This is a genomic window from Bacillus sp. B-jedd, from assembly GCF_000821085.1.
In the GTDB taxonomy this organism is placed as follows: Bacteria; Bacillota; Bacilli; order Bacillales; family Cytobacillaceae; genus Bacillus_D.
On sequence record NZ_CCXR01000001.1, the window covers coordinates 2,741,016 to 2,767,053 of the forward strand.

21 protein-coding genes, 1 other RNA gene and 2 other annotated features are annotated in these 26,038 nt (G+C 47.4%); of the genes, 2 read left to right on the top strand and 20 right to left on the bottom strand.

All coding sequences use genetic code 11. The annotated features are described in order from the left end of the window. Positions 1-175: 175 nt before the first annotated feature. The 13 genes from mltG to BN1002_RS13675 form a co-directional block, all read right to left on the bottom strand. Complete coding sequence (gene mltG, locus BN1002_RS13615; protein ID WP_048825687.1) at positions 176-1,312, bottom strand: endolytic transglycosylase MltG; 1,137 nt, start codon at positions 1,310-1,312, stop codon at positions 176-178. A 220-nt stretch (positions 1,313-1,532) separates the two neighbouring features. Beyond that, on the bottom strand, positions 1,533-1,823 hold the full coding sequence (locus BN1002_RS13620; protein WP_048825689.1) for a DUF1292 domain-containing protein: 291 nt from the start codon (positions 1,821-1,823) through the stop codon (positions 1,533-1,535). A gap of 12 nt (positions 1,824-1,835) precedes the next feature. Next, on the bottom strand, positions 1,836-2,252 hold the full coding sequence (gene ruvX, locus BN1002_RS13625) for a Holliday junction resolvase RuvX (RefSeq protein WP_048825692.1): 417 nt from the start codon (positions 2,250-2,252) through the stop codon (positions 1,836-1,838). Between the two features lie 3 nt (positions 2,253-2,255). Next, complete coding sequence (locus BN1002_RS13630) at positions 2,256-2,522, bottom strand: IreB family regulatory phosphoprotein (protein WP_048825694.1); 267 nt, start codon at positions 2,520-2,522, stop codon at positions 2,256-2,258. 73 nt (positions 2,523-2,595) lie between these two features. Further along, the gene (gene alaS / locus BN1002_RS13635) at positions 2,596-5,229 is read right to left on the bottom strand and encodes an alanine--tRNA ligase (protein WP_048825695.1); all 2,634 of its coding nucleotides are present in this window, start codon (positions 5,227-5,229) and stop codon (positions 2,596-2,598) included. A 404-nt stretch (positions 5,230-5,633) separates the two neighbouring features. Next, positions 5,634-5,860, bottom strand: a binding site (T-box leader). 95 nt (positions 5,861-5,955) lie between these two features. Further along, positions 5,956-7,026 carry an AI-2E family transporter gene (locus BN1002_RS13640; RefSeq protein ID WP_048825696.1) on the bottom strand — a complete coding sequence of 357 codons (1,071 nt, stop codon included), beginning with the start codon at positions 7,024-7,026 and terminating at the stop codon, positions 5,956-5,958. 161 nt (positions 7,027-7,187) lie between these two features. Next, on the bottom strand, positions 7,188-7,379 hold the full coding sequence (locus BN1002_RS13645) for a hypothetical protein (RefSeq protein WP_048825698.1): 192 nt from the start codon (positions 7,377-7,379) through the stop codon (positions 7,188-7,190). A gap of 207 nt (positions 7,380-7,586) precedes the next feature. Beyond that, positions 7,587-10,061, bottom strand: coding sequence for an SF1B family DNA helicase RecD2 (gene recD2 / locus BN1002_RS13650; protein ID WP_048825699.1), 2,475 nt, complete (start codon positions 10,059-10,061; stop codon positions 7,587-7,589). Positions 10,062-10,103: 42 nt separating this feature from the next. Beyond that, on the bottom strand, positions 10,104-10,787 hold the full coding sequence (locus BN1002_RS13655; protein ID WP_048825701.1) for a tetratricopeptide repeat protein: 684 nt from the start codon (positions 10,785-10,787) through the stop codon (positions 10,104-10,106). Between the two features lie 134 nt (positions 10,788-10,921). After that, entirely contained in the window at positions 10,922-12,040 is a 1,119-nt protein-coding gene (gene mnmA, locus BN1002_RS13660; protein WP_048825702.1) for a tRNA 2-thiouridine(34) synthase MnmA, read from the bottom strand. 62 nt (positions 12,041-12,102) lie between these two features. Further along, positions 12,103-13,245, bottom strand: a complete 1,143-nt coding sequence (locus tag BN1002_RS13665) for a cysteine desulfurase family protein (protein ID WP_048827950.1) — start codon at positions 13,243-13,245, stop codon at positions 12,103-12,105. Between the two features lie 41 nt (positions 13,246-13,286). Then, positions 13,287-13,706, bottom strand: a complete 420-nt coding sequence (cymR, locus tag BN1002_RS13670; RefSeq protein ID WP_048825703.1) for a cysteine metabolism transcriptional regulator CymR — start codon at positions 13,704-13,706, stop codon at positions 13,287-13,289. Then, a complete protein-coding gene (locus tag BN1002_RS13675) occupies positions 13,703-14,377 on the bottom strand; it encodes a YczE/YyaS/YitT family protein (RefSeq protein WP_048825705.1) in 675 nt (224 codons plus the stop codon). The genes cymR and BN1002_RS13675 overlap by 4 nt, the downstream gene beginning before the upstream one ends. 171 nt (positions 14,378-14,548) lie before the next feature. Here BN1002_RS13675 and BN1002_RS13680 point away from each other — a divergent pair, with 171 nt between their 5' ends. After that, positions 14,549-15,820 (top strand): replication-associated recombination protein A, encoded by a 1,272-nt coding sequence (locus tag BN1002_RS13680; RefSeq protein WP_048825707.1) that lies wholly within the window; start codon positions 14,549-14,551, stop codon positions 15,818-15,820. Between the two features lie 126 nt (positions 15,821-15,946). Here the strand turns inward: BN1002_RS13680 and BN1002_RS13685 are convergent, their stop codons facing one another. From BN1002_RS13685 to BN1002_RS24075, 5 genes are all read right to left on the bottom strand, one after another. Further along, positions 15,947-16,714, bottom strand: coding sequence for a tRNA threonylcarbamoyladenosine dehydratase (locus BN1002_RS13685; RefSeq protein ID WP_048825709.1), 768 nt, complete (start codon positions 16,712-16,714; stop codon positions 15,947-15,949). 421 nt (positions 16,715-17,135) lie between these two features. Then, a non-coding RNA gene (gene ssrS / locus BN1002_RS23365) (6S RNA) lies at positions 17,136-17,322 on the bottom strand. A 115-nt stretch (positions 17,323-17,437) separates the two neighbouring features. After that, the gene (gene aspS / locus BN1002_RS13690; protein WP_048825711.1) at positions 17,438-19,216 is read right to left on the bottom strand and encodes an aspartate--tRNA ligase; all 1,779 of its coding nucleotides are present in this window, start codon (positions 19,214-19,216) and stop codon (positions 17,438-17,440) included. A 12-nt stretch (positions 19,217-19,228) separates the two neighbouring features. Beyond that, the gene (gene hisS, locus BN1002_RS13695) at positions 19,229-20,500 is read right to left on the bottom strand and encodes a histidine--tRNA ligase (protein ID WP_048825712.1); all 1,272 of its coding nucleotides are present in this window, start codon (positions 20,498-20,500) and stop codon (positions 19,229-19,231) included. 116 nt (positions 20,501-20,616) lie between these two features. Further along, positions 20,617-20,847 (bottom strand) — a binding site (T-box leader). Between the two features lie 79 nt (positions 20,848-20,926). After that, complete coding sequence (locus tag BN1002_RS24075) at positions 20,927-21,103, bottom strand: hypothetical protein (RefSeq protein ID WP_048825713.1); 177 nt, start codon at positions 21,101-21,103, stop codon at positions 20,927-20,929. Positions 21,104-21,269: 166 nt separating this feature from the next. Between BN1002_RS24075 and BN1002_RS13705 the strand changes: the two genes are divergently transcribed. Beyond that, entirely contained in the window at positions 21,270-22,997 is a 1,728-nt protein-coding gene (locus tag BN1002_RS13705) for an N-acetylmuramoyl-L-alanine amidase family protein (protein ID WP_052445643.1), read from the top strand. Between the two features lie 66 nt (positions 22,998-23,063). Here the strand turns inward: BN1002_RS13705 and dtd are convergent, their stop codons facing one another. Together dtd and BN1002_RS13715 are read right to left on the bottom strand one after the other, a co-directional pair. Next, a complete protein-coding gene (gene dtd, locus BN1002_RS13710) occupies positions 23,064-23,507 on the bottom strand; it encodes a D-aminoacyl-tRNA deacylase (protein ID WP_048825715.1) in 444 nt (147 codons plus the stop codon). 157 nt (positions 23,508-23,664) lie between these two features. Beyond that, positions 23,665-25,863: a RelA/SpoT family protein gene (locus BN1002_RS13715; RefSeq protein WP_048825718.1), complete on the bottom strand. Its 2,199-nt coding sequence runs from the start codon at positions 25,861-25,863 to the stop codon at positions 23,665-23,667. Between the last annotated feature and the right edge of the window lie 175 nt (positions 25,864-26,038).

Here is a 26,038-nt window from a genome sequence, read left to right on the forward strand (position 1 = left end):
TTCTCCATCCAATTACTGCGATTGACGCTATTGAATATAAACAGAATCTGCCTCAAGCATCCCTGTTTCTTACGTTTTCCACAAACTTCAACAAAATTTTCACCGACACGTGAAAATACTTGAATTATTTTACCATAGAAAAAGGGGAAAATCCATCGTTTTTCCCCTTCCCTACTTAATTGTTATTTGTTATATACTTTGCCTTTAAACTATTATGTTCCTGAAGTGTTTTCGAAAAATGCACAACCCCGTCTTTCGAAGCAAGAAAATAATAAAATTCCGTGTCTTCCGGATTAAGGGCCGCTTCAATGGACATATGCCCAGAATTGGCAATCGGCCCAGGAGGCATTCCTGCATACTTATACGTATTATAAGGTGACTCCACTTCCAAATCCTTATATAGAACCCTGTCTTTATGCTTTCCTTGCGCATAAAGGACCGTAGGGTCTGTCTGAAGAGGCATGCCCTTTTCAATTCGATTGTAAAAGACACTGGAAATTTTATGTCTGTCAGCTTTTTCGGTCGCTTCCTCTTCAATCAGGGAAGCCATTGTCAACAGCCTATGCATCGAAAGCTTCTTCTCAGCCAACGTTTCTTTATAAGGAGCCAGTACGGATCTTGTTTTGTTAAGCATCGCGGTTACAACTTCTTCGACCGTCGGGTTATCTTTATAAATCGGGTAGGTCGCAGGATACAGGTAACCCTCGAGTGGATATTTTATTTTTTCGTTTAAAATATCTTCTGTCAGCAAATCAGGATATTTTGCCATCATTCCTTTTACGAATTCCGCTTCATTAAGCTTTGCAAAAACCTCTTCCTCGGTCTGGCCGGTTGTTTTTGCAATAATCGCCGCGATTTCGGACAGCTGCTTACCCTCAGGAACGGTCATTTTGGATTTAGCCCTTTGCACGACCTTTCCTGTTTTAAGGCTTTTAATAATTTCTGGTATAGTCATCGCCGGAGTCATTTTGTAGTCGCCGGCCATAAAACCTGCTTCATTGTTGAATTTAACATAATACTTGAAAATCCGGGCATTTTTGATAACGCCGCTTTTCTCCAGCTCTTTCGCAATACCGGTTACCGAGGAGCCGATCGGTATGGTTACCTCTCTTGTTTCCTTGCTCTCGGGGTCTACAGGTTCCAGTGCGGATTTAACATATAAGTAGCCTCCGCCTCCAATTACCCCAGCAAGAATAATGATGGTAGCTGTTATGAGCAGGACGATTTTCCGGACAACTCTTGCCTCGCTTTGGTGCTCAATCATCTTTTGGCGGATGATTTCCTTTTTTGAATTTTTGTCGTCAGCAGACATTCTGCTTTTCCCCTCCTGTTTTTGACAGGACCTGCCTTGTCTCTATGATATGACTTTGTTTCTTGCCTATTATACAACAATATTCTGCATATTTAACAAAAAACTACGTCTTAATTTGAGCACAAGTTGAAATCGTTGTCAATTTTGCAAAAAAAAGGAGGAAGTTCTTTCCTAAAAATACAAAAAAGGGCCGCTTTGCAGCAGCCCTTTTAAATGGATTTTATTCGTAGTCTTCCTGTTCATCAAGGAATGTGTTCAGGACTTCCTCAATCATGTCCCACTCTTCATCTGTTTCAATCGGGAGCAGATCGCCAGCTTTTCCTTCAGCTCCAGGAACAAAGGAAGAGGCATGAATTTCAATTTCCTCATCTTCGCTGTCGTCGGATCCTGCGGCATAGTACAGGACATATGATTTTTCGAATTCGTCCGATTCAAATGTATAAAGGATTTCATACAATTGTTCATTTCCGTTTTCATCTACTACAACAATCTGGTTATCGCCATGTTCCATTATGGTCACCCTTTACTTTTTACTGTCTAGAAAGCCTTGCAAAATCATCGTGGCGGCCATTTTATCAATGACCTTTTTCCGTTTCTTCCGGCTGACATCCGCTTCGAGCAGAACCCTTTCGGCAGCCATTGTGCTTAGCCTTTCGTCCCAGAGAACCGCGGGGACAGAAAAGAGGTTCTCCACTTCCGCTGCATATCTCTGGCTCGCCTCCGCACGCGGGCCAAGTGTGCCATTCATATTTTTCGGCAGCCCCACTACGACGGTATCAACGCCGTACTCTTTTATTATTGACCCAAGCCGGTCAAAGCCAAACTCATTTTTTTCCTCATCGATCTTAATTGTTTCCAGACCTTGAGCAGTCCATCCAAATTCATCGCTGAGGGCGACGCCAACTGTTTTCGAGCCGACATCCAAACCCAGAATCCGCATGCATCAGCCTCCGCGCTTTTGCTTCAAATAAAATTTTACAAGTACTTCAATGATTTCATCCCGCTCCAGTTTCCTGATAATGTTGCGGGCATCCTTGTGGCGGGGAATGTATGCAGGGTCGCCCGACAGCAAATAGCCGACGATTTGATTAATCGGGTTGTACCCTTTTTCCTGAAGCGCTTCATGCACCTGGAAAAGGACTTCATCTACATCATGTTCAAAAGGCTCTTCAGGAAAATTGAACCTCATTGTTTTGTCTAATGAGCTCATTGCGCGCACCTCGCCCTTTCGTTTCCATTGAATAGAATGTAATATGTTTATTCTACACTAATTGCCATGATTATCAAATTGATTTAACCCAGTCTTCAGCAGAACGAAGCGCTTCTTCCAGCTTGGATGGATCCTTCCCGCCAGCCTGGGCCATATCCGGACGGCCTCCGCCGCTGCCTCCGCATTTTGCCGCTACTTCCTTGATCAGCTTGCCTGCATGATATCCTTTTTCAATAAGGTCTGATGTAACAGCCGCAATTAAGTTGACCTTTCCTTCATTCGCGCTTCCAAGTACAATGATGCCTGAACCAAGTTTCTGTTTAAGGTCATCCGCCATCGACCGGAGCCCGGCCATATCCTGTCCCTGTACATTTGCTGAAAGGAGTGTGACTCCATTTACTTCCTTGGCTTTTGAAGAAAGATTTGAAGCCTCAATATTTCCAAGCTTAGCAGCCAGGGATTCATTCTCCCGCTGAAGCTGCTTCATTTCGGAAAGGAGGCTGTCAATCCGCCCGGAAAGGTCTTTCGGATTGGCCTTCAGTTTTCCGGCAGCATCCTTCAAAAGGCCCACCTGGCTGTTCAACAGCTCATATGCTCCTTCACCAGTTACGGCTTCAATCCTCCGGGTTCCCGCGCCAATACCGCTTTCCCCAGCGATTTTGAATAGTCCGATGACGGATGTATTCGGAACATGGCAGCCGCCACACAGCTCCAGGCTGTAGTCTCCAACTTTGACAACCCTGACGATATCGCCGTATTTCTCCCCGAACAAGGCCATGGCACCCATTGCTTTCGCTTCGGCAATCGGTTTTAAGGAGATGTCTACAGGAATATTCCTCCAGATTTTTTCGTTAACGATTTTTTCGACCTGTTCAAGTTCTTCAGGCTTAACCTGGCCAAAATGAGAAAAGTCAAAACGGAGGCGATCAGCCTCAACCAAAGAGCCGGCCTGATTGACATGAGCTCCTAAAACATCCTTTAACGCCTGGTGTAACAGGTGGGTTGCCGTGTGGTTCTTTATGATTTTCACGCGGTTTTCCCTGTCTACTGCAGCCGCGACATTTTGTCCCTTTTCCAGTGTGCCTTCCTCAACGATAGCACGATGGAGGTTTTGCCCGTTTGGTGCTTTTTTGACGTCCTTGACAAAAACCTTCACACCTTCACCAATCAAGTACCCCTGATCGGCAATCTGGCCGCCGCTTTCAGCGTAGAACGGGGTTTGGTCAAGAATGAATTGAATTTCTTCGCCTTTTGATGCACTGTCAGCCACGGCTCCATCTTTAAGGATGACAAGGACTTCCGCCTGGGCTTCCATCTGGTCATAGCCGACAAACTGGCTTTCAACCTTGATTTCCCCAAGGACTCCGCTTTGAACCTGCATTGATTCAACGTCCTGCCTAGCAGAACGGGCCCGCTCCCGTTGGGCTTCCATTTCGTCCTCAAACCCCGAGTGGTCGACTGTCATGCCTTTTTCTTCAGCATATTCCTCGGTCAGTTCTACTGGAAATCCGTAAGTATCATAAAGCCTGAACACATCCTGGCCGGAAATCACGCTGCTGCCTTTTTCTTTTTCCTTCTTAATTACTGACTCAAGGATGGCAAGCCCCTCATGAAGAGTCTCATGGAACCGCTCTTCCTCGTTTTTGATTACCTTCTGGATAAATTCCTGGTTATCCTTTACTTCTGGATAGAAATCATGCATGATTTCCCCCACAACCGGAACCAATTCATACATGAACGGGCGCTGAATGCCGATTTGCTTTGCATACCTAACAGCACGGCGGAGCAAACGCCTGAGGACATACCCACGGCCTTCATTCGAAGGAAGCGCCCCATCACCAATGGCGAAAGCTACTGTCCTGATATGGTCTGCAATCACTTTGAATGCAACATCTGTTTCCTTGGACTCCCCATATTTCGTGCCGGAAATTTGTTCAGTTGCCCTTATAATCGGCATAAACAAATCCGTATCGAAATTCGTCGGGACATTTTGAACAACAGAAGCCATCCGTTCAAGCCCCATCCCTGTATCGATGTTCTTCTTAGGCAGCGGGGTATAAGTACCGTCCGGGTTATGATTAAACTGTGAGAAAACAAGGTTCCATACTTCCAAGTACCGATCGTTTTCCCCTCCAGGATATAACTCTGGATCGTTAGGGTCATCCCCGTATTCAGGTCCCCTGTCATAAAAGATTTCCGTGTTAGGTCCGCTCGGCCCTTCACCTATGTCCCAAAAGTTCCCTTCAAGCCGGATAATCCTCTCTGCAGGAATTCCGATTTCCTTGTACCAGTAGTCGTAGGCTTCATGATCCTCCGGATGGACAGTAACCGATAACTTTTCAGGCTCGAATCCCATCCACTTTTCTGAAGTTAGGAATTCCCAAGCCCATTCAATGGCTTCTTCCTTAAAATACTCCCCAATGGAAAAGTTCCCAAGCATTTCAAAGAACGTATGGTGCCTGGCGGTTTTTCCGACATTCTCGATATCATTTGTCCTGATTGACTTTTGGGCATTCGTGATCCTTGGATTTTCAGGGATTACCCTCCCATCGAAATACTTCTTCAGTGTCGCGACTCCGCTGTTAATCCATAATAATGATGGATCATCATGCGGTACTAGTGAAGCGCTTGGCTCCAGGTGGTGATTCTTCTCCTGGAAGAAATCAAGAAACATTTTTCTAATTTGTGAGCCTGTCAATTGTTTCATTGCGGAAACCTCCATTTAATTTCTTAATTGTTTATATAGGTTGATCATAAAATTAATATTCTAAGGGAACATTGTGGTTGATTTCCGCTCCGGGCATTTCGCTTTCCGCGGGGCATCAGTGGAGCCTCCTCGGAGCAAAGCTCCTGTGGGGTCTCCCCTTGCTGCTCTATCCCGCAGGACAACCAGCTTCTTCGAATGGGCTTTGCACGAAGGAAATGCGATAGCATTTTCGAGGAGTCTACATGCCTGAGCTCCCATCAACCAGTTTTCCAATTAGTTTCGCTTAGTATTAAGTACAACCTATATAGTTCTCACTGGAACGGATTTCTACTTCTTTCTTGATTAATGCTGCTGATAAACAGGCGATTCAACTTTCCGGAAACACAAAAAAGCCCTCATCCCTGGACAGGGACGAGAGCTTATTCTCGCGGTACCACCCTGATTATGGGCGTAAAGCCGGCGCCCATCTCTCAATATTGCCTTAACGCGGCATAACGGCAGGTATTGGCTGCACTCCGGATTAGCGTTCTGCTATTTTTCACCCCGGGCTTCTTCCAGCCATGGAAGCCCTCTCTGTCCGCCTTCAGCGGTTGGATTACGAACGGCATACTCGATCCTTCATCGTTTTTCCAAACAAAAATATTCTATAGCCGCATTATAGCGATGCGGAATCCGTTTGTCAATTTAGAAGCCGTCTGAAAATGATTTCGCTGCATTCCTCTCTTTTCACCCAGTTTTTCTTCCTTGGGCAAAAATTGCAGATGCATGGACAATAGCCACTTTTGCGACCGCCAGAATCGGTACGGCCAAAATCAAACCCGGGATTCCGCCAATTTCACTGCCGGCAACTATTGAAAACATAATTAGCAGGGGATGAAGATGGAGGCTCTTTCCGACAATATATGGCGAAAGGACATTCCCCTCAATAAATTGAAGGACGAATACGATGCCTATTGTAATGAATACAAGTTTCATTGAAGTGGCTGCGGCAATAATCACTGCGGGGATTGCCCCAAAAATTGGCCCGAAATATGGGATGACATTTGTCAGTGCAATAACCAGCCCGAGCAGTAACGGAAATCGCAAATCAAAAAGCCAGAATAAAAGGAAAGAAACAATACCGACTATCATGCAGACAATCAACTGACCTCTAATATACCCCCCAAGGGATTTATCGACGTCCCTGATGAAACGGACCCCTTGGCGGCGCCATTTTATCGGGGTCAAATACCAGGCTGTACGCTTTATCAGTTCATAATCCTTTAGCATATAAAAAGCGATGAAGGGAATGACTGCAATAATCAGAATCGAATCGGCCAGATTTGCAAGCGTGGCAAGGACCAGGTCAAAAGAACCTATCAGCTTATCTTCAACATTCGTAATCCCCCTGTCAATACGCTGCTGCAGCCCAATTGGCCAGGCCTTTGTTTTTTCCTCGAGACTTGCAATCAATCCACGATATTGCTCGGCGAAAGCGGGCGCACTGGAGGAGAGTTCCCTAATTTGTTCGATAAACGCCGGGACTCCTTTATAAATCGCAAGGCCTAGCCCTCCAAAAAACACGACATATATAAGCAGAACGGCAAGCCCGCGGTGCATGCCCCGTTCATGTAGCTTTTCGACAAGCGGGTGGAGAAGGTATGCGATAAAACCCGCCGTAAGAAACGGAACAAGAATATACCAGATTACCACCGCCACGGGAGCCCAAAATGGCTTTAGCTTCATAAGGATTAACGCTGTTGCGAGAAGCAAAAGGAAAAAACCTATCCGATAATACCATTTCATGTGGATATTCACACGCGCACCCCCTTCCCGATAGTTTTAGAGGAACGCAGTGCATTTATGCAGAACTGTTAAGGACTTTTTTCCATCCTTTCAGTTTCTTTCACGGTTGAATCGCGTAAAACAAATTTAATGATAAAAAAAACCGCGGAACCACACCGCGGCTTAGGTAAATGTTAACTTGAATAACGGCGTTCACTTTCTTCAAACAAATCATCCAGGGAACTTAGTGTCCCATCCTCTTCAACTTGATGGGTATGGATCATCCCTTTGGAAAGTGAGAGCTCGATAAAGCAATTCCAGCAATAAAACTGATTTATTCCGATTTTGCCGATATCCTTACTTTGACAGTTTGGACAACTAAACATTGGAAGGGCACCTCACGTAGTTTCAGCATTTACGATGATGGCATCCTTTCCAATTCCCAGAGACTAAGAAAGGAATCCACCCGTTGCTCGTTCTCTACGATTGTGCCCATTTACTGTCAAAAATATACGTCTACAATGTTCAGGTGCCCTTCGTGCTAGAAAAATCGGCCTGCCATTTATCCCAATTTTAAGGGCAGTGAAGACCCACTATAAGAAATCGTAAGGAGAAACGTTTTGCATCCCAATGAGCGGATCTGTTTTCAAAAGAATTTCTTCGTATGAAGGCCCTTGTGCGGACGCTGCTTCATATTGAGGCGCAGGTTCCATCACTTCCAAAGCAGGATTGCCGCCCGTTTCCAAGATGCCATTCTCCTCGCCGGCAGGATTTTCGGCTGTTTTGCCGATCGCATCCACTAATCTTTCGGCAAGGGTCGTCTGCCTCGCCTGCTCGTCATTTCGCCCGACCCCAAGCCGGAACGCGTCCTCTTCCCCACAGAGAATCAGGAATTGCCTGCTTCTTGTAATGGCTGTATAAATGAGATTTTTCCTCAGCATTCGGTAATAGCTTCGAGTGATGGGCATGATGACGATCGGAAACTCGCTTCCCTGCGCTTTATGGACCGAACAGCAATACGCATGGGTGATCTGATTTAAATCCTGCCTCGTATACGTCACTTCATTCCCATCAAATGAAACAATTGCCATATCTTGTTTTTCGGTATTCTCTTTTGCATAGAAGATCGAAACAATTTCCCCAATATCGCCGTTGAATACATTGGATTCTGGCTGATTGACCAACTGAAGGACTTTATCCCCAATCCTGTATTTCACATCGCCAAAGGCAAGTTCTTTCCTTTTTCCATCAGAATTCGGATTGAAAAGTTCCTGAAGGATGACATTCAGCCTGTCGATTCCTGCAGGGCCTTTATACATCGGGGCGAGCACCTGGATATCCCTCGCATGGTAGCCTTTTTTCCTGGCATTTGCCGCAACTTTTTCGACAACTTGGGCAAGCTGATGTCCATTGCATTTAATGAATGACCTGTCAGGCTGGGGGGCCGCCAAGTCATCCGGCAGTTTTCCGTTTTTAATGTCATGGGCAAGCCTGATGATTGAAGAACCTTCCGCCTGGCGATAAATGTCGGTCAGCCGCACAGTCGGGATCCGTTCGGATTGTAGGAGGTCTTTTAAAACCTGACCCGGACCGACTGAAGGCAGCTGGTCTTCATCGCCAACAAGGATGACCTGGATGGTATCCGGCAATGCCTTGAATAACTGGTGGGCAAGCCAGATATCGACCATCGAAGTTTCATCGACAATCAGGATTTTGCCGTTTAAAGCCGACTCTTCGTCATGGCTGAATCCCTCGCTGCCGTTATACCCAAGGAGCCTGTGTATGGTGACGGCCGGAAGACCGGTCGATTCACTCATTCTTTTTGCCGCCCTCCCAGTAGGTGCCGCAAGAAGGATTGGAAATGGTTCATCCTTTTTCATAAATTCCTTCGGATCAAGCGAACAGCCATGCAATTCGGCGTAAAGCTCAACAATCCCTTTAATGACCGTTGTCTTACCCGTTCCTGGCCCGCCTGTCAAAATCATCATCGGTGATTGGATGGCTGTCTGGATGGCTTCCTTTTGGGAAGGGGCGTATTCCACCCCGAGCCGTTCCTCGAGCTCGCCGAGAGCCAGCAAAAATTCCGATTCCGGGAACTGTGAACTGAATTCTTTTTGTTCCAGGATCCGTTTTATATTCGTCACGAGCCCTTTTTCCGAAAAATAAAGAGAAGGTAAGTAAACACGCTGCCCTTCTCCGGCTATTTTCCCTTCCTCCTCGAGCTTAATCAACTCAGCTGTGATGTCCTCATATTCAATCCTGTCACGCTGGTTCTCTTCAAGCAGAGCTTTCACCTTTTCAAGGAGGTCGCGCGCTTCAAGATAAACGTGGCCGGCCTGAATACTTTCCGCTTCTAGCGTATAAAGGCCGGCTGCCTTGATTCTGTCCGGATGGCTGCCCGAGATTCCAAGCTGGTAACCGAGTTCATCAGCCCGGCCAAAACCGATTCCTTCAATATCTTCGACAAGCTGATATGGGTTCCGCTGGATGACTTCCAGCGTTGTTTCCTTATAAACCTGATAGATCTTCATTGAAAGCTGGGGGCCGAAACCGTACTGGTTCAAAGCGACCATGACTTGCTCGAGGCCCTGATGTTCCATCAATGTGTCATACAAAAGCTTTGCTTTATCAGGAGCCAGCTTTGGGATGGAATCTAAAAGGGACGGCTGATTAAGTATTTTCGAAATGGCATTTTCACCAAGCACTTCGACGATGCTTTCGGCGGTCTTTTTTCCGATGCCTTTAAATATCTCACTAGAAAGGTAGGAAACGACCCCCTGCTTCGATTGCGGGATGTCTTTTCTGAAATGGGTGGCATGAAACTGCAGTCCGAACTTCGGATGGTCCTTGAATTCTCCGAAAAAAAGATATGTCTCTTGATCGTGCAATTTTGGGAAATATCCAGTTACAACCGCCTCTCGGTCTTCATAGGTGTCATTGGTTTCATCAACCCGGATTCTTGTGACCGTATATAAATTGGACTCATTATGAAAGATGGTTACAAACGGCCTTCCTTTCAAATACTTTCCCTGTTCCGAAAACAAGTCGAATGAATTCTGCTGGTCCATAGCCGCCCTCCTTCCCTATTCATTTCATCCCAGGGAGTACGTTCAGTCCTCCGAATCATGGGAATTATTTTTGCCAATCGCCCCAGTAAGTATATTTTTCACTTCGGCAGCCATTGTATGGGCCGGCTGGATGTTTAAGGCCTCTTCCAGCATTTCAAGTGCTTTCTCCGGCTGCTCTTTATAAGCAAAAGCAACGCCAAGATTATAGTATGCGTCGGCATGGCCAGGCAGCTGCTTAAGACAGGCTTCAAATTGAGGGATGGCCAGGTCAATCATCCCTTCCTCAGCCAGGCAGAGTCCGTAGTGGAAATGCGCGTCCCCGTCTTCGGGATCCAGCTCGGTGCTGCGCTGGAGATAAGCAAGCGCAAGCCGATTGTTTCCTAGCTGGACGAGGGACATGCCGAGCATGAAAAAGGTATCACTGCTACTTAGGCCCTTTTTCATCGCTGCCTCGAACATCGATTTCGCTTCTTTAAAATTTTCATTGTTATAATGGATGGTGCCAATACTGTAATAGGCGGCACCCGCATTTTCATCAAGCTCAAGTGCTCTGTGGAAAAACTTTAGCGCCCTGTCCTGGTCCCCTGTCGCGGCAAGCAAATTGCCGAAATTAATATATGCGACCGGATCATCCGGATTTTCTTCAATTGCTTCGCTGAATGCCGACGCGGCTTCTTCCCAGCTGCCTGCCTGCATCAATTCGATGCCCTTTATATTTTTATCCATTAAAATCACTCTCCGTCTCGTGAAAGTATACCATAATCGAGGCCGAATTTTCTCTGAATTTCACCCAATAAAGCTCTCAAAAAAACAGCCCGGCCCCCCTATAATAGGGGAACCAGGCTTCATTAATCAACACGTTATCCTACATAATCGAGCTTGTTGCCATTTCTATATACATCGTCAATCGTACCGCCGCCAAGACATTCGTCATTTTGATAAAATACGACCGCCTGTCCTGGCGTCACAGCGCGGATTGGTTCGTGGAATAGGACTTGCACCCTGTTTCCTTCTAAAATCCTGACCGTAACTTTGTTATCAGCCTGGCGGTATCTGAACTTCGCTGTGCATTCAAATTCTGTCGGCTTAGGTGTATCAGAAACCCAGCTGACATTGTCTGCAAAAATGGAGTCGGAATAAAGCAATTCATTATGAAAGCCCTGGCCAACGTATAGGACATTTTTTTTAAGATCCTTCCCAATAACGAACCACGGGTCTCCCTGCCCGCCAATGCCAAGACCATGGCGCTGGCCGATCGTGTAATACATCAGCCCGTCATGCCTGCCTTTTATTTCGCCATCCATAGTGACCATACTCCCGGGCTGGGCCGGAAGATACTGGCTAAGGAAATCCTTGAAATTCCTTTCGCCGATAAAACAGATTCCTGTGCTGTCTTTTTTTGTCGCGGTCGCCAGGCCGGCTTCTGCGGCAATCTTCCTCACATCCGACTTTTCAAGTCCGCCAATCGGGAATAGGACCCTGCTCAATTGGTCCTGGCTAAGCTGATTCAAAAAATAAGTCTGGTCCTTATTTTCATCGAGACCGCGGAGCATTTTATATCCCCCGTCCCTAAATTCCACTTGGGCATAATGGCCGGTGGCAAGATAGTCGGCCCCAAGCTTCAGGGCGTGTTCCAGAAATGCCTTGAACTTGATTTCCTTATTGCACATAACATCCGGATTAGGCGTCCTGCCTGCTTTATATTCATCAAGAAAGTACGTGAATACCTTGTCCCAGTATTGCTTTTCAAAATTGACCGCGTAATAAGGAATGCCAATCTGGTTGCAGACGCGAATGACATCATTGTAATCCTCCGTTGCCGTACAAACGCCATTTTCATCGGTGTCATCCCAGTTTTTCATGAAAATGCCGATAACATCGTAGCCTTGCTGTTTTAGCAGCAGTGCAGCGACGGAGGAGTCAACTCCGCCTGACATGCCGACAACGACTCTTGTATCTTTAGGTTCTTTCTTTTCCATGGGTTTCACCACACTTCTATATAAAAATCCGGCTAAATTCCGGTTGTAAAAGTAATGTTTGCCTATCCTCGCAGCCTTTTAACAATTTCCGCTATTTTACGGGCCGCGTAGATGACTTTTTCTTCGGTTGTCCCGAGCCCGAAACTGAAGCGAATCGAATTTAAAATCCGCTCAGAATCTTTCCCGAACATCGCTACGAGGACATGGGACGGTTCGACCGATCCGGCGGTACATGCGGAACCGCTTGAGGCGGCAATTCCGGCTAAATCAAGATTGACGAGCATCGATTCCACATCCGTACCCGGAAAGCTCAAGTTTACTATATGGGGTACAGAACCTTCAAGTGTCCCGTTCAACTGGAAGGAAACACCTTCCTCATCAAGAATGCGGATAAACTGCTTCTTCATGGCCAAATACTCTTCAGACTTTTCAGCCGCATTCTTCTTTGCTATTTTGACTGCCTCCATAAATCCCGTAATTGAGACCAGGTTTTCCGTCCCGGCGCGCCGTTTCCGTTCCTGCTCCCCGCCAAACGATCTCGGCGAAAGCTTGATTCCTTCCCTTGCAAAAAGGAACCCCGTCCCCTTTGGCCCGTTTATTTTATGGGCTGAAACGGAAAGCATGTCCACGCCTGCCTCCTTGACATCGAGTTCGAGCAGGCCGTAAGCCTGAACCGCATCGGTATGGAACAAAGCCTGATGGCTGCTTAATAATTGTCCAATTTCCTCAATTGGCTGGATTGTTCCAACTTCATTATTCGCATACATAATCGTTACCAGGATTGTATCTTCTCTTAGTGCTTCTTCAAGGCTGGCAATCGAGATCTTTCCGGTTTCATCGACCGGAAGATAGGTTACCTCAAAACCGCGTTTCTCAAGATTTTGGCAGGCATGAAGCACGGCATGATGTTCGACTGAAGACGTGATGATATGTCTGCCATTGCCGCTGTATGCCTCGGCTGCCCCGAGGATGGCCATATTATCGGCTTCGGTGCCGCCGCTCGTAAAAATGATTTCATTTGATTTTGCTCCAATGCTCGATGCAATAGCGGCCCTTGCCTCATCCAATTGGTGCCTTGCTTCCCTCCCAAAGGAATGGATGCTTGAGGGATTTCCATATAATGCGCCCATCGCCTTGGACATTTTTTCAATGACCAGGGGATGCATTGGCGAAGTCGCTGCATGGTCCAAGTAAATCCGTTCCATGTCATCACCTTTCATTCTTAAGGTCTCTTTGCAGTTTATCTTTAAATATAAAACATATAGGAATCCTGGCTGCCTTCATCAGTATGGTTCGCCAGGTCTTCAAGTGTGGTACTGTCCAGAACTTCCTTGATCGCATCGCGGATTCTGATCCACAATTCCCGCTTTGCCGGTTCTTCATCCTCTATGCCTTCTACTGGTGTAATCGGCCCCTCAAGAACGCGGATGATATCTCCGGAAGTAATTTCGCCGGGATCCTTCCCAAGGAGATAACCTCCGTATGCGCCTCGGATGCTTTTCACAAGCCCAGCATTTCTCAAAGGCGCGACAAGCTGCTCCAAGTAATGCTCCGACAAATCATTCGCCTGGGCAATCGCTTTAAGAGAAACCGGCCCTTCACCATAGTTTTTTGCCAGTTCGATCATAATGGTTAGTCCATAACGTCCTTTTGTTGATATTCTCACATTCCCGCACTCCTATCCCCCGGCACTGCGTCCGTCGTCTTTTTCGCTTTTAATTTGTCAAGAATCCAATCTGCCGCCGCGAAGCTTTGCGGCAGTGCCAGACCGGCAACTGGGCCGATCGCTGCGCAGAATGCAATCGTTCCCCAGCTGACCGGTCCGCCTAGCTTCCAGCCAATGAGGAGGACCGCCAATTCAATTGCGCCTCTAACATTGCGGACCTTCCAGCCTGTTTTTTCAATGATGACAGCCATCAGGCTGTCTCGCGGCCCGGTTCCAAGGCTGGCTGAAATATAAATGCCCATTCCATAGCCCATTAAAAGGACCCCGAAAGCGAGCATGGCCACTTCCCCGGCCAGGCTCGAGGGTTCATTTATAAATGGCATAAAGATATCAATAAATACGCCGACAAGAACCATATTTAAAAATGCCCCAATATGGGGAAATTCTCTCGCAATAATCGTAGCGGCTGTAAGGATTGCCATCCCGGCGATGATCGACCAGCTTCCTACTGTCAGGCCAAAATGCAAATAAAGGCCGACGTGGAAAACATCCCAGGGTGATGCCCCCGCCCCGCTTTTAATAAGCAGGACTATGCCAAGGGACAGGACCAGCAGACCAACCGTATAAATTGAAAATCTTGCTCCTAATTGTCCCTTTCTTTTTTTGAACATGAACAAACCCCTTCAGCCTTGCAAAAATTAAATCCATAGTAAAGTGATAGGCTTTAAAAATTATAGCACAAAGCAAGCAGGGATGCATTATCCCCAATTATTCTTGATTGGTCTCACGTAGAGAGGCATGATACACTTAAATGATAGACTTGCCAATTGGAGAGATGGAAAATGAATCAGCTTAAACCTCTGGCCTTCAGGATGCGTCCGCGCACTTTGGAAGAAGTATGCGGCCAGGAGCACCTTGTCGGTGAGGGAAAAATCATAAATCGAATGGTCAAGGCCAAACAGCTGTCTTCAATGATCCTTTATGGGCCGCCCGGAATTGGAAAGACCTCTATCGCCAGTGCGATTGCCGGCAGCACCCGGTACGCCTTCCGGACATTGAACGCTGTTACGAACAATAAAAAAGACATGGAAATCGTCGCGGCCGAGGCGAAAATGTCGGGGAAAGTCATCCTCCTGCTTGATGAGGTCCACAGGCTTGATAAAGCGAAACAGGACTTCCTGCTTCCTTATTTGGAAAATGGGATGATTACAATGATCGGCGCCACAACAAGCAATCCTTACCATAGCATCAATCCTGCCATCCGCAGCCGCTGCCAAATTTTCGAGTTGAAGCCGCTGGACCCGGATGATATCAAGAAAGCGATTTTCCACGCACTCGAAGAAGAGGAACGAGGGCTCGGCAAAATGGACATCGAGATGTACAGCGACGCACTCGAGCATTTTGCGAAGGGTTCAGGCGGGGATGTAAGAAGCGCCTTGAACGCCGTTGAACTGGCGGCACTGTCCACAGAGCCCGGAAGTGACGGGATTGTCCATATTACATTGGAGACGGCCGAGGAATGTCTGCAAAAGAAAAGCTTCGTCCATGATAAGGACGGGGACGCCCATTATGATGTCCTATCATGCTTCCAAAAATCAATCCGCGGCAGTGATGCGAATGCGGCACTCCACTATCTGGGCCGGCTGATCGAAGCGGGCGACCTCCCGAGCATCGCGCGAAGGCTGCTGGTGATTGCCTATGAAGATATCGGCCTTGCCAATCCCCAGGCGGGCTCGCGCACGCTGGCCGCAATCGAAACCGCGGAACGGATCGGTTTCCCGGAAGCAAGGATTCCACTCGCCAATGCTGTTATCGAGCTTTGCCTGTTACCGAAGTCGAACTCGGCCATCATGGCGATTGACGCGGCCCTTGCCGATATTCGCGGAGGCCTGGCCGGCGAGGTGCCAGACCACCTCAAGGATGCCCACTACAAGGGAGCGAAGGATCTCGGCCGCGGTGTCGACTATCTGTATCCTCATGATTATGAATCCGGCTGGGTCCGTCAGCAATATTTGCCTGACAGGCTGAAAAACAAAAAGTATTATGCCCCGAAAAAGAACAGTAAATTTGAACAGGCGTTTGCAGCCGTTTATGAAAAACTGAACGGAAAATAGGTGCAGATTGCTGGAGATTGAGACTGGCCAATTTTGCAATAAGGCCAGTCTGAAAAAGCAGTTCAAGACATATAGATTTCCCAACAAGAAAATCCCCTGGAGCCACTCCAGGGGATTTCGATTTTTTTACTGGCCGTCAGCGACACGGTCGATTTTAATGTCCTTCAGCATTTCACGGACAACATAGCTGGCCATGATCAGTCCGGCAACCGAAGGAACGAATGCATTGGAGGACGGAGGCATCTGCGCTTTCCGGATTTCAGCCTTGTCGTTCCCGACCACTTTCCTGACATCTTCCCTGATGACAATTGGGCTCTCATCCGAAAAGACGACCGGGATCCCTTTCTTGATGCCCTCTTTCCTCAATTTCGTCCTGATCACCTTCGCGAGTGGGTCGGTATGGGTCTTGAAAATATCGGCAATCCGGAAGCGGGTCGGATCCATTTTATTGGCCGCGCCCATGCTCGAAATCATCGGGATGCCCCTCTTCAGGCATTCCTTGATCAAATGGACTTTATAAATAATCGTATCGGACGCATCTATGACAAAATCAGGCTTATAGGCGAAAACTTCCTCGTACGTTTCTTCCGTATAAAACATTTTAAGGGAAATCACTTCGCAGTCAGGATTGATATCCGCAATCCGCTCCTTCATCAAATCAGCCTTTGGTTTTCCAACGGTGGAAAGAAGCGCGATGACCTGCCGATTCACATTCGTGATGTCAACAACATCTTTATCGATCAAAATCAGGCGTCCCACTCCTGAACGCGCCAGTGCCTCAGCAGAAAACGAGCCGACACCACCGATGCCAAGGACCATTACTGTGCTGTTTTTTAGAATATCCAGGCCTTCTTGGCCAATTGCGAGCTCATTCCGTGAAAATTGGTGCAGCATTTTACTCACTCCATTTTAGGTTTAAAACTGCATGTTGCATGTATCATTTACCCGAAAAATATATAACATACCACATTTAATAGCAAGCAATTGCTTGACGGGAGGATTTCTCACCTGATTTTCTGGGCTGGTTTTGTCCAAGGGGCGCCGTGGCATCTTACTCCAGCCGCGTTATAAGCAAATATTCTGCCTGCAACCGCTAGGTGTCCTTTTATCGGAATATTTCGGGGATATATCACTAAATTTTTAAATATAACGCAAACTTTTTTAATATATCGCTAAATTTTTTAATATATCCGAAGCTGTCAAAAATCTGTCACAAATAAGACGGTCCTCCATTAAGAATCGGCCGTGGGAAAAACACCAAAAAGCCCCCGGAATGCTTTCCGGAGGCTAAACATTATTCCTTATAGACAGACAGAAGAGTCCCAATTCGTGCCGTCGCCGATTTCCTTCGTTTTGGCCCGCATAAAGCAGGTGGGTGTCCTGTTCCCTGTCGTTGTAAGTCCCTAAAAAGGGCGTTTACGCGGCAGGAGAAACTCGGACTCCCGAAGAAAAAAATGTTCGGTCAAAACATTCAGGTAATGCAACGTACACATCAGGACTCTTCTTTAATTGACTTCATCATAACATAAATCGGCCGGCTTTTTCAACTCGGAACCCATGTGGAATTATCTTCCTCCAATGTGTTTTTCAGAGAAATTTCACAGAAGTTTCCCAAGTTTATTTAGACTTTTCTCCTAAATTCAAAGCGAGATTCAGCTCATCAAGCTGGGCCTGGCTGACCATGCCTGGAGCGTTAGTCAGGAGGTCGCTGGCCGAAGCGGTTTTCGGGAATGCAATCGTATCACGAAGATTCGTGCTGCCAGCAAGCAGCATGACCAGCCTGTCAAGGCCTAATGCAATCCCGCCGTGCGGAGGCGTTCCGTACTCGAAAGCTTCAAGAAGGAATCCGAACTGTTCTTTTGCTTCTTCCTGGCTAAAACCAAGGACTTCGAACATTTTCTCTTGAATTTCCCTTTCAAAAATCCTTAGCGATCCTCCGCCGAGCTCATAACCGTTCAGCACGAGGTCATAGGCCTGGGCGCGCACTTTGGATGGGTCTTCTTCAAGGAGAGGCAAATCTTCCCTGAAAGGCATTGTAAATGGATGGTGGGCTGCGTAGTAGCGGCCATCCTCCTCAGAATACTCAAGCAACGGCCAATCCGTGATCCAAAGGAAGTTAAATTTGGACTGGTCAATCAGGCCAAGTTCTTTCCCAAGTTTCAGCCTTAAGGCGCCAAGGGCATCCGCCACGACCGACTTTTTATCGGCAACGAAGAGCAGCAGGTCTCCAGGTTCCGCATCAACAATCGTCCCAATTGCTTCAGCTTCTTCCGCGGAAAAGAATTTTGCGATCGGGCCCTTTAATCCTTCAGCCTCGACCTTGAGCCACGCAAGCCCCTTCGCTCCATAGCGTCCGGCAAACTCGCCAAGCGCGTCAATATCCTTGCGCGAATATTTATCCGCAGCGCCTTTTACATTAAGCGCCTTAACCTGGCCGTTGTTTTCAACCGCTGCCGCGAATACTTTGAAACCGCAGCCAGCAACTGCTTCAGAAAGATCCTTCAGCTCCATCCCAAAGCGGGTATCCGGTTTATCTGAGCCGTAACGGGCCATAGCTTCCTGGTACTGCATACGGGGGAACTGGGCTGGAACGTCAATCCCCTTTACTGCCTTCATCAGCCTGCCCATCATTCTTTCCATCATCGCGATGATATCATCCTGGCTCATGAAGCTTGTTTCTATATCGATTTGCGTGAATTCCGGCTGCCTGTCCGCACGCAGGTCCTCGTCACGGAAACAGCGGGCGATCTGGTAGTAGCGCTCTACTCCGCCTACCATCAGCAACTGTTTGAACAGCTGGGGCGATTGCGGAAGGGCATAAAATTCACCGGGATGGACGCGGCTTGGGACCAAATAGTCACGCGCTCCTTCCGGGGTGCTTTTTGTCAAAATTGGCGTTTCAATATCAAGGAATCCCTCGCCATCAAGAAATTCGCGTATTGACTTGGTTACATTGTGGCGCATTTTCAGCGTTTCAAAAATGACCGGGCGGCGGAAATCCAAATACCTGTATTTCAGCCTGACATCCTCCGAAGCATCGGTCCGGTCGGAAATGACAAAGGGTGGTGTTTTCGCTTCGTTGATAATCGTTACTTCCTCGGCATGGATTTCAATTTTGCCGGTGGAAATATTCTCATTCACCGTTCCAGCTTCACGGGCAACGACCGTCCCTTTGATGTCAAGAACGTACTCATTGCGGATTTTCTCAGCAATGCTGTGCACTTCGGCTGAAAAATCAGGGTTGAAGACAACCTGGACAATGCCGGTTCGGTCACGCAGGTCGATGAAGATCAGACCACCGAGGTCGCGCCTCTTCTGTACCCACCCTTTCAAAAATACTTTTTCACCAATAGCGGTTTCTGGCACTTCACCACAAAAATAACTTCTCCCGTACATCCTGTTTCCTCCTTAACCAAGCTGTTCCCGGAACTTTTCCACGAATGAAGCCAGCTCGGCTTCTGTCTGTTCACCAGTTTCCATATTCTTAAGATTAATAACACCTTTATCTAGCTCATCCTCGCCGAGTACTGCAACAAACCTGGCGCCAAGCCGGTCAGCTGCCTTGAACTGGGCTTTCAGCTTCCTGCCAAGGTAATCACGCTCTGCAGAAATTCCTTCTTTCCGCAATTGCTGCAACAGCCCGACCGTTAAATCTTTGGCCCGATCGCCGAGTGATACGAGGTAGCAATCTATTTCCCTTTTGATTGGGAGCTCCACTTTTTCGGCTTTGAGGGCGGCTATGAAGCGCTCGATACTAAGGGCGAAACCGATTCCAGGTGTTTCAGGACCGCCCAGTTCCTCGGCCAGCCCGTTGTAACGGCCGCCGCCGCAAAGGGTTGTAATCGCCCCAAAACCTTCTGCCTCACTCATAATCTCGAAGGCAGTGTGATTGTAATAATCAAGGCCCCGGACAAGATTGGGATCCACTTCGAATGGAATATCAAGTTCCCTTAAATACTCCTGTACTTTCTCAAAATATTGCCGTGAACTTCCATTCAGATAGTCCACAATCGCAGGTGCGGTTTTCATCAGTTCGTGGTCCCTATCCTGTTTGCAATCCAAAATCCTTAATGGATTCTTTTCCAGCCGTTTTTGGCAGTCTCCGCAGAATTCACCAATCCTTGGCTTGAAGTGGCCGATGAGCGCATCTCTGTGCGCTTTGCGGCTTACTGCATCCCCAAGGCTGTTGATGACAAGCTTCAGTTTTTTCAGGCCAAGCTCACGATACAGAGCCATCGCTAGCGAGATGACCTCGGCGTCAATCGCTGGGTCATTGCTTCCGAGCGCCTCTACCCCGAACTGGACAAACTGGCGGAACCGCCCAGCCTGCGGACGCTCATATCGGAACATCGGCCCCATATAATAAAGCTTGACCGGCTGGCCGGGATACCCGAACATTTTCTCTTCAACGAATGACCGTACAACCGCGGCAGTTCCTTCCGGCCTCAGAGTAAGGTCCCTTCCGCCCCGGTCTTTGAAGTTATACATTTCCTTCTGGACGATGTCGGTAGAGTCACCGACTCCACGGCTGAATAATTCTGTATGTTCAAATATAGGCGTCCTGATTTCCTGATATTGATACAGCCTGCAAAGCCTTTGCGCAGCCTCTTCAATCAGCTGCCATGTTTCTACCTCTCCGGGCAAAATATCCTGTGTGCCCCTTGGAATCGAAATTGCCATGAAGATTCCTCCTTTAACTATGTATGAATTAAATATGGCATCTAAAAATTCGCACGGCAGTCGACCAGCACATCGCTGCCAAAATAAAAAAACTCCCCTCCCCTGTTTATTCCTAAACAAGGGACGAGAGTTTTGTTTCCCGTGGTGCCACCCTAATTGAAGCCTGAAAAACGAGGCTTCCTCTTTTACAGTTAACGCCTGCAACGTTCTCCCCTACTGTTGGTTCAAGGAGAAACCTACGGAGTGTTCATTCATTAATCCTTCATGCAGAATTGCTTCCAGCCCAAGGCAATCCCTCTCTGTCCATGATTTTCGGCTTAATTACTATGCTCCATCATCGGTTTTTACGGATTTGGCAGCGCCGTAGACTGGCGCCTGCGCTTTCTATTTATATTAATGAGCATATTACCCGATGTCAATAGGTGACTATGACCTTTCCAAATGTTTTTTAAGGTTTCGGACATCCCGCATCGTTAAACCGAATTCGCTCGCAAGCTCAAATGTCGTTGCCTGCCGCTCCTTTTCAATAAAGTCATGGAAATTAACACCGAACACTCCTTTTCCGCCAGAATGCGCATGCATGCCTTTATCACTGAATCTCATTTTTCCGCCCTCCAGTATTTGTTTGTTTATTTAGTTTCTCCATAAATCAGAAAATGTAACAGATTATTTCCCAACCGTTTTTATCTTGCCAAATTGAAAATTTTCAATAAACCGAATGAATCCCTTGGCCTTTTCAGTTACAATAGATGGGAAAGGGAGGGGAAGAATGAAAAAAACATACATATTACTGTTTGCCTGCTTCATATTAGCGGCAGGATCATTGCTGCCCCTGAAGGAGGCCGCTGCCGGAATGGCCGCTACTGCCGCGGTTGACAGCCTTAATATCCGCAGCGGGCCCGGCTTAAGTTACCGGGTCGTCGAAACGGCCAAGAAAGGGACACTCTTAACGGTCCTGTCAGAATCAGGTGAATGGGTCGAGGTGAAAATGCCTTCGGGTAAAACCGGATGGGCTGCCAGCTGGCTGTTAAACCGTCCAAGCCTGAGTTCAGCCGCTCTATCCTCAGTCGACAACCTCAGGATACGGAAAGGCCCTGGGCCAGGCTATGGAATTACCGGTTATCTGGCGAAAGGACAAGCAGCAACCGTCCAGGAGAGATCAGGAGAATGGACGAGAATTTCCAGTAGCTCAGGAAGCGGCTGGGTTTCCTCGCAATTCCTCGAAATGCCCCAGGCTGGCGGGAATAAACAGCCAAACGACAAAGTGCCTGCTTCAACTGCCGTCTGGAAAACTGTCAACGCGGATGTCCTTAATGTCCGGACAAGCCCTCAATCAACAGCAAGCATTGCGGGAAAACTGAACAGCGGGGCAAAGGTCGAAGTCCTCCAGGATAAAAATGGATGGTCGGAAATTTCTTTTGCCGGAAAAAAAGGCTGGGTAAGCTCGGAATTTTTATCCTCTGCAGCAGTGACAGGACAAAAACCTTCCTCTGCCGGAGGGGGAATTACCGGAACGGTGACAGCAACAGCACTAAGTGTCAGGAGCGAAGGCTCACTTAACGGAAAAATCATCTCAACCGTTAATAAGGGGCAAAAGTTCACCATTTTGGAGGAAGTGAACAGTTGGGCGAAAATACAGTATTCACCTGGTAAATATGGATGGGTCGCCGGCTGGTATCTCGAAAAGGGAACCTCTTCGAATACGAATTCGGGCCAACAGGTAAAAGAAAGCCGGGCAGTCATCCTTTATGATGCGACGAACATCCGCCAGAAGCCTTCCCTCAACTCGAAAGTGATTGAGAGGGCAAATAAGGGCGCTGAATACACGGTTAAGAACATAACCGGAAGCTGGTATGAAATTCAATTGAAAGGCGGAGCAACTGGATTTGTCGCCGGCTGGATTGTTGAGGTTTCCGGTACAGCCCCGCAAATTAATAAAGAAGGCGCAGACGCTTACTTAAAAGATAAAGTCGTCGTTCTTGATCCCGGACATGGGGGAATTGACAAAGGTACTACAGGAGCCGGGGGAACTTACGAAAAAGGGCTGACGCTCAGGACAGCAAACCTCCTGTCCGACAAACTGGCCGCGAAAGGCGCCAAAGTCATTATGACGAGGGACCGCGACACCTACCTTTCGCTTTCCTCAAGAGTCGGAGCCGCCCATTACCATGGAGCGGATGCTTTTATCAGTATCCATTACGATTCGAATTATGACCGTTCCGTCAAGGGAATGACTACGTTCTATTACCATTCCTATCAAAAAAACTTAGCTGAATCAGTCCAGGCTTCTGCCGCAAGCGCGACAAATGCCAAAAACCGCGGAGCCCGTTTCGGGGATTACCATGTCATCCGCGAAAACCGTCAGGCTGCCGCCCTGATTGAACTTGGGTATTTAAGCAATGCCCAGGAAGAAATGGCCATTCTCACAAATCATTTTCAGGATGCCGCCGCTGACGGCATCGCCAACGGGCTGGCCCGTTACTTTAAAGGGAAATAACAACAACCCCCGCCAGTCAACCGGCGGGGGTACTTTGATTCCATTAAATTAAATTAGCTAAAGGCATTACCCACGGCTGTCAAGAATGAGGGTAACCGGACCGTCATTGACCAGGCTGACATCCATCATCGCCCCGAAAACGCCCGTTTCCACTTTAATTCCCTTTTCGCGCAAAAGCTGATTGAATGTCTCATATAAAGGATTCGCCAATTCTGGCCTCGCCGCTGCCATGAAGTTTGGCCGTCTTCCCTTCCGGCAATCCCCATAAAGGGTAAATTGGGAAACAGAAAGGATCTCACCGCCCACTTCCAGCAATGAAAGATTCATCTTCCCTGATTCATCCTCATAAATTCTTAAATTGGCAATTTTATCGGCCAAAAAAGCCGCATCCGCCTCAGTATCTTCATGGGTAACCCCCAGAAGGATAACAAGCCCCCGTGAAATGGCTCCGGCAACTTCCCCATTGACCGCCACACTCGCTTCTTTGCTTCGCTGGACAACTGCTCTCATCTTTATTGCTCCTTATATTATAAAATTAGGCTCAGTTAAAGGTGAGTGTTGATTTTCAATGAAGTTGATTGGAACGGAGTGAAAATCAACAATCAAGGATAACAGGGCCAAAAATTAAAAAGCGGGCAGCCACTTTCCTGCCCGCCCAGCACTATGCCTAATTCATAATCCTTCTGACCGCGTAGATATCAGGAATTTGTTTAATCCTGTCCACTACCTTTTGAAGGTGGGTCACATTATGGATTGCAATCGCCATATTGATTGTCGCCATTTTATTACGGTCGGACCGCCCTGAAACAGCTGTAATATCTGTTTTCGTTTCGTTGACGGCCTGAAGGACCTCGTTCAATAAGCCTCGCCTGTCATATCCATTTATTTCAATTTCAACATTATATTCTTTTCTATCATTGAAAGAGGATTCCCATTCAACTGGAATGAGACGGGACTGATCTTCAGTTGTATCAATATTCGGGCAATCCTTCCTGTGGACAGAAACGCCCCGGCCTTTTGTGATAAAGCCGATGATTTCATCCCCCGGTACAGGATTACAGCATTTTGACAGCCTGATCAGCAGGTTGTCAATACCGGCGACACGTACGCCAGAATCCCTCTTTTTAACAGTGGGATGCGGGGTCTTCAGTTCGGTCAGAGCGTTAGCGATGCTTGCCTCCTGCTCCTGGTCCCTCTTCTTCCGCCATTTTTCTGTCAGTCGGTTGGCTACCTGAAGGGCGGTGATCCCGTTATAACCGACCGCGGCGAACATATCCTCTTCATTCATAAAATTGAATTTTTCAGCAACTTTACGGATGTTTTCCCCAGTGAGGATTTCTTTCAGCTCAAAATTCATGGCGCGGATTTCTTTTTCTATCAATTCGCGGCCCTTATCGATGTTTTCATCGCGCCGCTGTTTTTTAAAGAACTGGCGGATTTTATTTTTTGCCTGCGAAGTCTGGGCAAGCTTTAGCCAGTCCTGGCTCGGCCCATAGGAATGCTTAGAAGTCATTATTTCGACTATGTCTCCGGTCTTCAGCTTGTAATCAAGCGTGACCATCTTCCCATTCACTTTCGCCCCGATTGTTTTGTTCCCTATCTCCGAGTGGATCCGGTAGGCAAAATCAATTGGAACGGATCCCGATGGCAATTCAATTACATCGCCCTTAGGGGTAAAGACGAACACCATATCGGAAAACAAATCTATCTTGAGCGATTCCATAAACTCTTCGGCATTTGCGGTGTCATTCTGGAATTCAAGGATATTTCTGAACCATGTCAGCTTTTGTTCAAAGGATGAACTTTCGCTTAAGTTTTTTCCTTCCTTATATGCCCAGTGGGCCGCAATCCCGAACTCGGCAATTCTGTGCATTTCCACTGTCCTGATTTGAACTTCGAGGGGATCCCCTTTCGGTCCGATTACGGTCGTATGGAGGGACTGGTACATATTTGGCTTCGGCATGGCAATATAGTCTTTGAAGCGCCCTGGCATCGGTTTCCAGCAAGTATGGATGATTCCGAGAACCGCGTAGCAATCCTTGATGCTGTTCACAACAATCCTGACTGCCAGCAAATCATATATTTCACTGAATTGCTTGTTCTGGAGAACCATCTTTCTGTAAATGCTGTAAATGTGTTTAGGGCGGCCGGAAATTTCCGCCTTTATAGAAACCTCGCCGACCCTTTCCTTGACTTCTTCAATCACATCTTCAAGATACTGCTCGCGTTCAGCACGTTTCTTTTTCATCAGATTGACAATCCGGTAATATTGCTGCGGATTCAAATAACGTAACGCAGTGTCCTCGAGCTCCCATTTAATTTTCGAAATCCCGAGCCTGTGGGCAAGCGGCGCGAAAATTTCCAAAGTTTCATTGGCAATCCTCTGCTGCTTCTCGAAAGGAAGGTGCTTAAGAGTCCTCATATTATGCAGGCGATCCGCCAGTTTAATCAGGATGACCCTGATATCCTGGGCCATCGCAACAAACATTTTCCGGTGATTTTCCGCCTGCTGTTCCTCATGCGATTTATATTTAATTTTGCCCAGTTTCGTTACGCCATCAACAAGCATGGCCACTTCGCCATTGAATTCTGTCTCAATATCCTTAAGGGTAACGGACGTATCTTCAACGACATCATGGAGGAAACCAGCTGCAACCGTGGCAGGGTCCATCTCCAGGTCAGCAAGGATTCCCGCAACCTGAATCGGATGGATTATATACGGTTCGCCGGACTTCCGGAATTGGTCACGATGGGCCCAGGCCGCATATTCGTAAGCTTTCCTTACAATAGCAACATGCTCATCGTTCAAATAGGCCTTTGTCCTGTCGATGACTTGTTCGGCGGTCAGCACCTGATCGTTCGCCATAAAATCACCTTTATTTCGTATTGGATAAAATCGCCGGCCCACCACAAGCCTGTCTGAAAAAGGACTCTTGTGTTCCGGTTATCGTGTTAGTCTTTACAATTTACCTGTTGTTTTCGAACTTTCAAAATTTCAACAGAATGTTTCATTATGCCATTCAATTTGGAATGATTGTTAC

What these genes read in the sequence shown, in the direction of transcription:
- mltG (WP_048825687.1), bottom strand. Translation starts at nt 1,312, where the DNA reads ATGTCTGCTGACGACAAAAATTCAAAAAAGGAAATCATCCGCCAAAAG.
- BN1002_RS13620 (WP_048825689.1), bottom strand. Translation starts at nt 1,823, where the DNA reads ATGGAACATGGCGATAACCAGATTGTTGTAGTAGATGAAAACGGAAAT.
- ruvX (WP_048825692.1), bottom strand. Translation starts at nt 2,252, where the DNA reads ATGCGGATTCTGGGTTTGGATGTCGGCTCGAAAACAGTTGGCGTCGCC.
- BN1002_RS13630 (WP_048825694.1), bottom strand. Translation starts at nt 2,522, where the DNA reads ATGAGCTCATTAGACAAAACAATGAGGTTCAATTTTCCTGAAGAGCCT.
- alaS (WP_048825695.1), bottom strand. Translation starts at nt 5,229, where the DNA reads ATGAAACAATTGACAGGCTCACAAATTAGAAAAATGTTTCTTGATTTC.
- BN1002_RS13645 (WP_048825698.1), bottom strand. Translation starts at nt 7,379, where the DNA reads ATGTTTAGTTGTCCAAACTGTCAAAGTAAGGATATCGGCAAAATCGGA.
- recD2 (WP_048825699.1), bottom strand. Translation starts at nt 10,061, where the DNA reads ATGGACCAGCAGAATTCATTCGACTTGTTTTCGGAACAGGGAAAGTAT.
- BN1002_RS13655 (WP_048825701.1), bottom strand. Translation starts at nt 10,787, where the DNA reads ATGGATAAAAATATAAAGGGCATCGAATTGATGCAGGCAGGCAGCTGG.
- mnmA (WP_048825702.1), bottom strand. Translation starts at nt 12,040, where the DNA reads ATGGAAAAGAAAGAACCTAAAGATACAAGAGTCGTTGTCGGCATGTCA.
- BN1002_RS13665 (WP_048827950.1), bottom strand. Translation starts at nt 13,245, where the DNA reads ATGGAACGGATTTACTTGGACCATGCAGCGACTTCGCCAATGCATCCC.
- BN1002_RS13675 (WP_048825705.1), bottom strand. Translation starts at nt 14,377, where the DNA reads ATGTTCAAAAAAAGAAAGGGACAATTAGGAGCAAGATTTTCAATTTAT.
- BN1002_RS13680 (WP_048825707.1), top strand. Translation starts at nt 14,549, where the DNA reads ATGAATCAGCTTAAACCTCTGGCCTTCAGGATGCGTCCGCGCACTTTG.
- BN1002_RS13685 (WP_048825709.1), bottom strand. Translation starts at nt 16,714, where the DNA reads ATGCTGCACCAATTTTCACGGAATGAGCTCGCAATTGGCCAAGAAGGC.
- aspS (WP_048825711.1), bottom strand. Translation starts at nt 19,216, where the DNA reads ATGTACGGGAGAAGTTATTTTTGTGGTGAAGTGCCAGAAACCGCTATT.
- hisS (WP_048825712.1), bottom strand. Translation starts at nt 20,500, where the DNA reads ATGGCAATTTCGATTCCAAGGGGCACACAGGATATTTTGCCCGGAGAG.
- BN1002_RS24075 (WP_048825713.1), bottom strand. Translation starts at nt 21,103, where the DNA reads ATGAGATTCAGTGATAAAGGCATGCATGCGCATTCTGGCGGAAAAGGA.
- BN1002_RS13705 (WP_052445643.1), top strand. Translation starts at nt 21,270, where the DNA reads ATGAAAAAAACATACATATTACTGTTTGCCTGCTTCATATTAGCGGCA.
- dtd (WP_048825715.1), bottom strand. Translation starts at nt 23,507, where the DNA reads ATGAGAGCAGTTGTCCAGCGAAGCAAAGAAGCGAGTGTGGCGGTCAAT.
- BN1002_RS13715 (WP_048825718.1), bottom strand. Translation starts at nt 25,863, where the DNA reads ATGGCGAACGATCAGGTGCTGACCGCCGAACAAGTCATCGACAGGACA.